General features: G+C 47.8%; 10 protein-coding genes. All 10 read right to left on the reverse strand.

Translation table 11 applies throughout. The annotated features are described in order from the left end of the window. Positions 1-147: 147 nt before the first annotated feature. The 10 genes from IPP74_14885 to IPP74_14930 all read right to left on the reverse strand — a co-directional run bounded on the left by IPP74_14885 (position 148) and on the right by IPP74_14930 (position 10529). Entirely contained in the window at positions 148-849 is a 702-nt protein-coding gene (locus IPP74_14885) for a hypothetical protein (GenBank protein MBL0320559.1), read from the reverse strand. A gap of 127 nt (positions 850-976) precedes the next feature. After that, positions 977-1450: a hypothetical protein gene (locus tag IPP74_14890; protein MBL0320560.1), complete on the reverse strand. Its 474-nt coding sequence runs from the start codon at positions 1448-1450 to the stop codon at positions 977-979. A gap of 1 nt (position 1451) precedes the next feature. After that, positions 1452-2840 carry a hypothetical protein gene (locus tag IPP74_14895; GenBank protein ID MBL0320561.1) on the reverse strand — a complete coding sequence of 463 codons (1389 nt, stop codon included), beginning with the start codon at positions 2838-2840 and terminating at the stop codon, positions 1452-1454. Beyond that, positions 2840-3598, reverse strand: a complete 759-nt coding sequence (locus IPP74_14900; protein MBL0320562.1) for a hypothetical protein — start codon at positions 3596-3598, stop codon at positions 2840-2842. Before IPP74_14900 ends, IPP74_14895 begins: the two co-directional genes overlap by 1 nt. A 48-nt stretch (positions 3599-3646) precedes the next feature. After that, on the reverse strand, positions 3647-4120 hold the full coding sequence (locus IPP74_14905) for a hypothetical protein (protein ID MBL0320563.1): 474 nt from the start codon (positions 4118-4120) through the stop codon (positions 3647-3649). Between the two features lie 49 nt (positions 4121-4169). Continuing rightward, positions 4170-5201: a N4-gp56 family major capsid protein gene (locus tag IPP74_14910; protein MBL0320564.1), complete on the reverse strand. Its 1032-nt coding sequence runs from the start codon at positions 5199-5201 to the stop codon at positions 4170-4172. 51 nt (positions 5202-5252) lie between these two features. Further along, positions 5253-6269 (reverse strand): hypothetical protein, encoded by a 1017-nt coding sequence (locus IPP74_14915; GenBank protein MBL0320565.1) that lies wholly within the window; start codon positions 6267-6269, stop codon positions 5253-5255. Positions 6270-6279: 10 nt separating this feature from the next. Beyond that, positions 6280-6786 carry a hypothetical protein gene (locus tag IPP74_14920; protein MBL0320566.1) on the reverse strand — a complete coding sequence of 169 codons (507 nt, stop codon included), beginning with the start codon at positions 6784-6786 and terminating at the stop codon, positions 6280-6282. 47 nt (positions 6787-6833) lie between these two features. Continuing rightward, positions 6834-8660: a hypothetical protein gene (locus IPP74_14925; protein MBL0320567.1), complete on the reverse strand. Its 1827-nt coding sequence runs from the start codon at positions 8658-8660 to the stop codon at positions 6834-6836. A gap of 81 nt (positions 8661-8741) precedes the next feature. Then, complete coding sequence (locus tag IPP74_14930) at positions 8742-10529, reverse strand: hypothetical protein (GenBank protein ID MBL0320568.1); 1788 nt, start codon at positions 10527-10529, stop codon at positions 8742-8744. Positions 10530-11064: the final 535 nt, after the last annotated feature.

Raw genomic sequence — 11064 nt, forward strand, 5'->3', positions numbered from 1 at the left:
GAAATCTCGTACTGCCTTGACTCGTAAGTTCCGAGTCTAAATAGTTTTACGTGGAAATTTCTATCTCCAAGGGCACCAAGATCGATATGCTCAATGTTAGACCACTCACCAGTCCCATCATCTCTGTATCTAAGCATTAGAATTGGGTTACTCATTTATAAAGTCTCCCGTATTCGGTGAGCCCGCCGCTGCTGCCACGCTATTGTCTTCCGGTGCCGGGTCGCCTCTCGTTACTCTAAAGCTAAGTTGTTCGCATCTTTTCCGCTTAGAGTTCCCGTGATCTATCCAGCCAGTCTGTCTTAAGAATTTAAATGCCTTGTAGCGAGTTCCTACCATATCAACTCTCGATTTTGATTCGAGGGCCGCAATGTATTTGGCCTTTTTCCCTACAAGGGTTTTCCCGGAGGTTAAATCTTTTGCGGAAGATCTAATATCATATGCTTTCCACTCTAGGGCTTCTGAGTCCCAGTGTGCCCACTCGCACCAGTTTTCAGAGACTGGATCGTAGACAAGAGTTCTGTCTTCGGTCGGGAAATAGAATATGCAGTGCTCCTGCCCGTCATGCTGAACGTAGCTACCGATACAGTCCGTCACTGTTCCGAATTTTGCTAGTTCCTTGTCGTATTGACTGCCCAGGAATTTTACGTTTGTTCCCGTAAACTCAACAAACTGTCTTGTATGCCCAAGCCAAATAATTGAGTTCCCGCGAATAATTGGAGAGTATTTAGCGAGACATCCAATTTGAATTAATCCGCCAGGGATTCTACTGAAGGGAGTGCTTCCGTCGTTTTCCCAGATTTCAGTGGAAACAGTTCCGAGTAAATAAACCTGTCTCTGTACAATTAGCATGGCCTGATTCTTATCTGGATTTCCTTCGGCTGACGCAAAGTTTAATGCAAGCCAAGAAGTTCTAGGGCTCCCCACTGCGGGAATTTCAGACCAGTAGAACTTATTATCAGCGTTATTGCCGCCACCATTAATTGCAAGCAGATATCCGTCTAGATATCCAATGAGTAACTCGATCTGGCGCTTCCGTGTCGGTGATTTCAGCGATAACCCCAGAGGAGTTTACATAATTAATTCTTCCGCCAGCCGCCATGTAAACAAAATCGCCGTCCGTTGCGAAGCTTGTTACATTGCTACCGTGCCCGAATGTAACCGTTGCTGCTGGGAATTTCTCTACTAGAAATTCAGTCTGAGTAGTATCCACCTCGTTGAGTGAAACATAGCCTTCGTCTATTGAGACGATGAGATTTTTATCTGGCCAGTGAAACAGGCCGTCGTTACGACGACCACCGGAGTTCTTCGCTAGGATTTCTCCCGGCCTAATATTTAACCCGCCCTTCCCATCAATAAATCCGTTGTACTGAACAAACGCATCGTCAGTTAGAACAGATCCATCCGCGTTCTTATAAGTTGGAGTAAAGAGTGGGATGGGGAGAAATGGCATCCTAGAGAAGCTCCACAAATGAAGCATAGCAAAAGCTAGTTACGAGAAGATCGGCCCTTGAGTTTGTTACGGTAAGTTTTAGCGCGAGATCTGTTCCTCCATTCTCTGCGTAAGATTCACTTACCTGGTGATCTTCGTTTAGCGAGAATCTTACCATCTGGGTTGTGAGGGAGTCGGGTATGAGGAGCGCATCTAGTTTTACTTGCTCAGTGCTGCTTGTTACTGCCACCGCGCTAGATAGAGTAGTGCTCCCAAGCTTAAATTTAAACGTAAAGGTAGTTCCGCCACCGCCAAGTCCGTCTGCTACGTGACCAAATGCCGATACCCTTAAGATTCTTCCCGCAACGAGCGTGTTCGCTGGGATAGTTATAGAGAGTAAGTCAGTTTCTGTGCTTGAATTCTGAACAGAAACCATGCTCGCGGTTCTACTAATCACCCTAGAATATCCAAGCTCAATATGAGTGAAGTTAGTTCCGTTGTAGAACGCTGCGTATCTCTGACCGGCAACTACCGTAGCGGCTGGTAAGTCGCCACCAGTTTCAAGTTTGACCGCCGTGGCTCCAATTCCGTTTGGGTTTAGTGTCATTGCGCCAGTGTTCGTGTACCCAGCTGTATAGTTTATTATCTGACCAGTGGTAAGAGACGCTATTGCTGGGGAAAGAGTTACGGTCTTGGCATTTGCAGAACCTCCACTTGTACCTCCATAGAAAACGCTACCATTTTGAACAGAGCCAATACCGGACGGGTTTAGTAGTATGTACTGCGTCCCGTCATAAATTATGTGGTAGGCACCGCCAATTATAATATCCCCTGGAGCCAGCGCCGTGAGCGCGGTGCCGAATGCTTTCTTAACGTCGGTAGTGCCGGTGCCGTCCTTATCCACTGTAACGGCTGAGGTGTTTGTAGCGGTGGCCTTAAAGATCCAGTGCTGGCCAATCACTAAACTAGCAACGGTAATGTCCGATGTTAAAACAATCGCATTAGCTGTCCCGGTGACATTCTCAATAAACTGAGGGGCTCCGTTTTGAAGCTGGAGGTAGTTGACTGCGCTCGTAGTTGCGGTGGCAGCCCCAACATTTGTGAGCTCACTTCCGGCATAGTCAACCGCAGCGGAGGCGCTCCCGAAAGTTAAGTTATCATAGTCATAAACATTTACATTGTTTTCGTCGTTAATAACAATTCTGTAAGTGCCCTGACCGTAGAGCTGTACGCAGCCAAATGCGTTTAGTGTAAACTCATTAATGGCGCTGCTTCCGTCTGAGTTCTCATATAAATCTTTTGGTGTTGTTGTCCCAGCTTCATACGCATAGCAAAGCCCGCCCGATAGTGGGTTTCCGCTTGAATCCACTACGCCAGCTAATAAAAATTCAATCGCAGCGTAAGTTGCCATTATTTAGATCTCCCAAACAGACTCTCCACCTCATTTGTGGTTTCTGGTGTTACGTCTGATAATTTTGCTTCTCGAAATAGCTGGGCGGCTTTAGATGCTACAAACTCCCGCTCATTCATTGGCCCTGGGTATTTATCAAATAAATCTTCAGCTAGTCCGTAGGTGAGAGCTCGCTGAAACCTAGCCGGGACATTCCCGTATCCATCAGCGGTATCAAAGTCCTTAAGGGGAAATAGACATAGGACATTTATTTCGTAGTCGCTCCCTCCATTGTCGTCAGGAGTTGGCCAGAGATAAAATCCAGAATGCTTTTCTGCGAGAAGAGAGCTATCGCTTAAATCCCAGCTTGGCTGATACGCAATAAACATCGGTCTTCCAGTCTGGGGCTTATTGGATATATCGAGGTAGTGGCTGTAGGAAATAACCTCTAGCGGGACTTCTGTTTCTATCGAGTCAACCACCACAGAGGCCTTATCGAGCCCAATAGCCTGACTTAGATCTAGCCCAGCCAGCCCATTGGCGTTGGTGTAGTGAGGCTGATTGTTAGATGTGGTAAAGCTACTTTTCGCGAAGCTCCAGAGGAATATGTGCTTATTGCTCCAGCTTTTTACTAGCTTTTGAAGTGTTGTCACCCCTTGCTGAAGCTGCGCTGCTGTTAAGTTCTGCCCAGCCCGCTTAACGCCAACAATCTCAAACGCATCGGCGATTATCTCGTTACGAGTTGCAAGATAATCAAAGTCACTAGCTGCCCATGCCATTTGTTGTGCTCCGAACAAGGGGCGCTCTTTCGAGCGCCCCTCTCTATTTTACTGCTGCGGCGTTACGCGAACAGAGAGACGAATCTTTCCAGTAGTTGCCTGACCAGCGGTTCCGGCAGTTGTTACCTTAAAGTCAATCGTGTCGTCTGAGGTGTATGCGTAAAGGTGCCCAGTGTGAGCATTTAGCGCCTGAACACCAGAGGCTGACGATCTACCAATGGTCGATCCAGTGATAAACCTATCATCATCGGAGCCGTCTCCAACAGCGGTCACAATGACGCCGTTACTTTCAAGCGCATCTACTGAAAGAATCATAGCGACAACAACTGTCCCCGCTGAAACTTTCACCATTTGCACTACGTCATTAATAATGAACGCAGTGCCACCGGCTCCACCGCCACCATTTGCTGCGGTTGCTACTGCTGCTGCAATATCAAATTCGCAATAAATAGTGTCGTCATGAAGATCCAATCGTGGCTGAGTTCCATTCCCAGCCTTGGTTGATACATAAGTCGTTGCCATAACAAGTCTCCAAGAAAAATTATATGGGGGCTATTCGCCCCCTGTTAAATTACAGTCCAGTTACGTTGGTGGCAGCCAAGCATACGCCGACAACACCATAATCCTTGCTGTTGAATTTTGGCTTTCCGGCTTTTGCGGTCATGTTCCATGCCCAGCCAGTCTCTTCCTCGTAATCGAAAGTATCCTGGACTGTTTTTGGTCGCTGACCCCATGCCCAAACAAGAGCCTGAGCTCCCATGAACGCGCAGAACGCGCCAGTTACCGAAGCGCCACCGCCGTCAGTGAACAAGCTGATACGCTCAGTCTCATGGATAACAACATCATCCCAGATTGCTACGGCACCTCTGAATAACGGATTGTCTTTGCTACGCTCTCTGGCATCCTTCATGGCTGACTGGAATGTCGAGTCAGTTCTTAAGTCGTACATAACAGCCGGTGGTACGAGGAGGATATACAAGTCTCCACCTTCGATTCTCACTGGACGAATTCTGTACGTTGATCCTGCTCCACCAGTTTTTGCCCAAGCGCGAAGCACCGAAATAAAATTCGGAGTCAATCGGCTATTGGCTGCGGTTAGTGCAGTTTTAGCGGTTGCTGCGGTTGCTGTTCCAGCTGGAGCACCGGCAACGCCGTCGCGATAAAGAATCTTCGTGAATGATGCTAGCAATGCTGCAATATGGAGCTTGTCAATTTTCTCCGCGCCCCAGATTTTGAGCTTTTCACGAGATACGTCAGGAATAGAGAACATTGCTCTCTGTTCATCAAGCTGACCCTTGCTGCGTGTGCCGTGTCGGTATCTCTCAAGAAGAATTGAATAGTCGTAGCTGATTAATCCTTCTTCGTTTCCTTCAAGCACCTGGCCTGAAGTAACGCCATCACCAGTAAAATTGCTGACGATGCCGAAAGTTACCTGATCGCCCTTCTCTTTAGTAAGGTTAGTATCAACCATCACAGGGCTATTTGAGCCCTCTGACATAAAACGCGAGACGAAATAACTGTCGATCTCTACGTCGCGAAATAGCTTTTCTTCCCACAGCTTCTTCGTGAGAGCGTTGGAAGTTGAAAATGTAGTCTTTGCCATAAAAGTTCCCTTAAAAATTAATTCAAAGGAACCCTTTGTTCAGACCCGTAGCTAGTGGCGCATGGCCTGTTTTAAGGCTAGGTCCAACTCGGCGTTTGTCATCCGGGTAGGATCTAAGTCTCTAACAGTTTTTGGACTCGCTGACTGACTGGCGGTAAGTGGTGCTGGGCGGTTTAAGTTGCGTTGCACCTGAGCCATTACCTGAGCGGGCTTTTTCTGGGCCTTCTCAAGTTCAGCTTTTAAGTGCAGAACATACTTAGCAAGGGTGCGGCGATCTGTATCAGCGGTGGCGAATTCTTTCCTATCCTCCGCTCTTTTGCCCATCTGCACTAATGCCTCTGGGGTTGTCCACTCCCAGGGGTTAGCCTTAAATGCAGCAATATACTGCTCATCAACGCCATCGGCCTTTAATACCTCAGCCATATCATCAAGGCTTACTTTTTCAGTGTCGACGTTCTTAACAAAAAACGTCTGTGCTTCCACGATATGCTGAGCCCTTGAGCCCTTGCCCTTAATGCCTTCAAGTTCAGTGTCAATCTGCTCCAGTGTTTTCTGATCTTTACTTGCCTGAAGCGGATTCTCCCTAAACTTTTCTTCCAGTCCGTTTTCGAGTTGCATCTTAAGAGTTTGCAGTTCGGTGGTCCTTGCGGCTAACTGCTGTCTTAGTGCTCCCAACTCTGTGCTACGACGCTGAATAAAGAGTTCCTTTTGGTCCCTCTGTTCTTTGAGTCGTTGGTTTTCAGCCTGGATAGCCTGGATTTCTTCCGGGGTCTTTGCCGCTGAGGGTGCTGCCGTGGCAGTTTCAGTTGCAGGAACCGGCTTCGAGGTATCCGCTTTTGCTGCTGGTGCAGCCTGAGTAACTTCTGGCTTATCCGTAGCGGGGGCCTCTTCAGTCGGGGCGGCCTCGGCCTCCCCCGATTCCTGCGCTACAGCATTCTTCAGTGCCGCATCAAGACTTTCAATATCAGCTTCATGAACATCAACTAGCCCGTCATCAGGTAAATCCTGAGTATTCGGCTGGTCCAATACTACTGTTTCAGTCTCGGTTGCATCTGGTTTCCGTTCCATTACTCTCCTATTATCCCGCAAGGCTACTGGCTAGATTGTCAGCATACGTGGTGTCCGGGATATCTGTATTATTATTGGCCGTATTCGGCGTTTCTTGCAATGGCTGATTAGCGGGCACAAGCCCCATCTGTTGCGCCTCTTCTGGGCTAACTGTGTATTGACCTTTAGCAAGAAGTGTTTTCTTAATCTCAGTATTGCTAGTTTCTGACTGTGCCTGAGCCTGTTGTTGACTCTGGGCATCCAGTTGATCCGTAATATCTTTCTTGAGGTCTGCTGGCATATCCAGGAACTTAAATGGTAGCCCTGGCGGCACCTGAGCACCCTTACTCATAAGGTCAAGAAGCATCTGGGCAATTGCAAGTCTTGTGCTTGGCGCAAACGCAGAGTCGGCAACAATTACGTCATACTCAAGCAAGTCGCTTGTCTCTAGTAGCTCTAAAATCTCATCCTGCGAGTATTGGCTATAATCCTGACCAGCTACCTGAAAAGGTGACTTTGCATTCTGAGAGTTTAGCATTCTAAGCATTCTCTCTGGCGTATAATACCGCTGAATGAGTACTAAGATTAATATTCCAAGTTTTTGTTTTGCAAATGCAAGATTGTCAAATAAGAATTGATTCCCTGTGAGTCTTCCTTCTTCTCTTCAGAAATCGCAGCACCAGAAGTATTTGCTCCAGGTTCCTTCACCACAATATTCATTAGGCGCTGTAAATTCGCCTGGTCGAGCTCCATTATCTGAATCAGGGCCACAGGGACATCTGCCCCGTTCTCCATTATTGGTTTTCGCTCAAGGTTTGTTAGCTTATGAATGCTTCCAGGCTTACTTCGATTCTTTTTGAATTTCTCCTCGCCATTGCTCTCTGCGAACATATCCGGTTCAGTGTAAATCACTGAAGCACCAAGGCGGTTCATTGTGTCCATCATCTGACTACGGCGCTTATTTAATTCGCGCTGCGGATCTTTCGCCGCCTCTATAATTCCCCAATACTCGCCTTCTTCTCTGTGCGCGTAGACCGGAACCGTGAAAAAATCATGAATTGGTAAATCTGCTGGCTCCTCATGCGACAAGATCACAGAGCCACACCATCGAGTCACCGCCATTCTAGTTTTTAGCTGAGAAATCACCTGAAACCCTGGCAATGTCCCCGCTAGGGCAATGTCTTCCTCTTTCCAGTCGTAAGCCGTGAGGAAAAATTCTTCCGAGTCATTAAAAACAACAGTAACAGGCACGTATGTTTTTTTCGTGGTCTGAACGTACCTAAACTGTTTTTTCTGCACATCAACTAGCGGGAACGTGCCGTCAACCGTGTATGGCTGGTCATCTAGCTTCTTAGCGGCACTATAATCCATATTAGTGCCGTTAATTTTCGGATCGTTAATGTCTGGGTACTGTCCAGCGTAAGACTTGTAGCTCTCTTCAATCTTGTCAGCCTTTGCGCCGTGTAGCTGCTTAATTTTCGCAATAGACTGCATCCTGCTGCGTGTTTCATGCTCGCAGTCGGACAAGTCCTCTTTCTCATGCGGCCCATAATGGATGTCGCTCCAGGGGAACCGCTCCACGAACAATTCCCCTTGAATATTATCCTGGAAGTTCATCCCGACATGAAAATCACCAAAGCCAGTTGTTATCTGATCTTTAAATACTTTCGTTTCTTCCCTTGGGAAATAACACTTGTCCAGTACTTTCTTTGTCACGACATTTAGCATGTCAGCAACGCGCTGGTCGCCATTCTCTTGTGGCAAGTATCGTATGTCGGTACGATTCTCCATCTGGTAGCCAACAAGCGTGTTGAAGTTAGGCGCAATCTCGTTAATCGTTAGCGCCGCCCTATCCTGACCTTCAAGCTTTCTCTTTACGTCAGCATCCCACTGGTCGCCCTTCACGAACGCCTTAGCCTCTGCGCCCCTTTTCCTGCTGTCAGCCGTTAGCTCAAGCGCCTCTCTCCAGAGGCTCAGGCACTCATCCAGAATTTCCTTCTCAGGCCTCTTATCCTCTTTTGGCTTTGTCTTATACTCAGTTAGTTCATGATCGTGTACCTCTGTGCCACTTTGCTGCGCCCCCGGAGCTGGCGTAAGAGGCTGATTCGGCACAACAATCCAGGTTCCAACTGGCTTTCCAGGGTCGCCCGGATTGGCTGGCTGCCCCTGGTCTGGCACCATCTGGCCTGTCTGCGGGTCTGGCACCATTGCTGGTTGCCCTGTCATTGGGTCAATCTGAGGTGGAATAGCAGGGCTGGGCTCTACCGGCTCCCTGGCTGGATCGTACATTAGCTCATGCGTATGGCCATCTGGCCCAGGACTACAGGCCCCAACGCCAGTTTCAGAGTTAGTATAGACAATATGGTAATGGCCATCTGGCCCTTTGGTGGTGGTTTGGAGCTTCTTTATCATTTACCAACCAATCCCGTAAGGTCGAGGGGAACTGTAGCCCACTCGCGTAGCCTTTTTAGCGACGCAAATACTAAGCAAATACTAAACCGCAATCCAGCCGTGCCGCGCTGCTTTCTTTTCCGATTGTCGCCGCTCTGCCCTTTCCCACCTGTCTTCTTTTGGCTTGCTTTCATCATGGGGGTTAGCACCGAATCTGTATGTCTTTATGATGTCGTACACGTAGCTTAGCATGTCAAGGCCGTCATCGTGCCAGGCCGGGAACTTCTCCATCTCCATGCCTAGTCTATCACGACTCGCTCTATTAATGGATTCCAGAATGTGAATTTTACCGTTCTTTAGCGGCCAAGACAATGCGCTTTCGATTCGGTACTCCTTGGATCTCTTTGCTGGATTTAAAATCTGCAGGTTCCCAATATCCACTGACACATGCCTATTCCTAGCCCTTAAAGCAGCCGCGATGTGAATCTCAGTGGTGCTCATGCCAACTTTTTCAACGCCAAGCTTCAGAATCCTACCGTTCCTACAGTACATCTCAACCACTGCATTCTGAGCCGTCACTAAGTCCATCTCGGCTATCTTTAGGTCGAGAATATAAATGTTATTACTCCCGTCTCTGTCCCTATACGGCTCAACCCCAATAACGCCAAGCGCCCAGGCATCTGCCGCCCTGTCATGCCTCCGGCCCGCATCTCCAGAACCGTCAACAAGCATGAATTTATACAATCGCTCAGGTAGGTCCGAGCGTTTGCAGAGAATTAAGTGATCTTTATTCAACTTCTCCTGACCTCTTGGCGTTGGGTCGAGTAGTTGCTGGCAAAAGAAAAAGTAAATCTTACCCGCTCTCTTTTTCGCTAGAGTTTTTTCCGGTAAGAACACCGACGCCCCGCGAAAACTTCCGTCCTCTGTTGCTGTTTTCTTAACTGTCTTAAAAAGTCTCAAGCCAGTAGCCGGATCGGTCTTCTCCATAATGTGAACAAGCGGGTCATCGTGGCGGTAGAACGTGCCAATCACAGTTGTCTGGCAATCTCTAGTGCCAATGTTGCCAGCCATTTCAAAATTGTCTTTAATCTTCTGAATAATTTCTGGAGTCTGGTGGTCATTGGTCACAATGTCGTCAAAAATCATGTCAGTATAGTGATCGCCCGTGGGCATACCTTCAATTAGTCCCCAGGAACTAACCGTTGGCTCGTGGTAACTTCCCTTTCTCTTCACTATTAAGCCGCCCTCTGGCGCTTCGGTCCATTTTTCCGCCTCTTTGTATGGGTCCACATACAAAATGTCCGGGAAGCTGCGAATAAGGAAGTCAGTCTCTAGGAGTTGCTTAATCTGATTCTGAATTTTCACAGCCAACGGTCGCACCGCTGAAAAAATTCCAATTCTCTTCTCTGGATTATTGAGAATTTTCTGGCAAGTTCTAGCCACGCTAATAATAGAAGTCTTTAAGTGGTCACGCGCCCAGACCTGAAGCGTGTCCTCAGTGGTGTTTTGAATCTCCTTACAGGCCTCAACAATAAATGGATGGTTCGCTAGCGGATTCTTCATTACAAAATACACGAAGAACCACAAGTCTTGCTGAATAACATTACGCCAGAGGTTGATTTCGTTTTCTAATGGAAACTTTTTCCGCTGAATATCGTTGTAGCCATTGAAGCGGATCGCATCATCCATGAGTCTGTAGTAATCGAACCGATACTTACAGTCGCTCCTCGCTTGCCACTGCATTCCGTTGATAGTTATTACTCGCGGATTTAGTTTTACATTGAGTGGTGGTTGTTCAAGCGTCGCGTCATAAGACCAGAGATACTGGATGGGCTCGTACTCAGTAACTGGCCAGGTGATTGGTCGTGGTTTTTTGCGCGGATTATTCACCCTAGGATTCTCCGTCTTGGAGTAATACGGCTACACTTCGCTTTCTTGTGGCAGAATGGACACGGAACTTTCTGTGACGGTAGCGGCTGTCTGCCGGAAACGGCTACTTGCTTTTTGCAGCAGAGCATTTTGTAAATGATGATGGGGAATGAGTCTGTCATAAGGGTTACGGGACACGTAATAAAAAATATTTCGTGGGCCAGAAGTGGTTCATATACGCTGTGAAGGGTGGGCGGCTAAGTGGTCGGTCGGCATCCCCCCGCCCCTGGCCAGTGAGAGCACAAGCCGCATCGTGGGCGCACATTGGCGCAACATCAGGAGGGGATAGGTACGGGTAGACCTGCATAGTGAGCTCTAATCTATGGGACTAGTTTTACAATACTGGTGATCTATCACGGGGTGCCCTCAGAAATTGCCATTGTGCCGATCTTTACTGACACGTTCTCAGTCGACAATTGCGAATCGAGCCGTTCAGCTTTATTTAGGATCTCAAACCCCTGACATAACTGTAGGAATGTAGCTTTTTCTAGTTTTG

It is taken from the genome of Alphaproteobacteria bacterium (genome assembly GCA_016722515.1).
In the GTDB taxonomy this organism is placed as follows: domain Bacteria; phylum Pseudomonadota; class Alphaproteobacteria; order Rickettsiales; family JADKJE01; genus JADKJE01.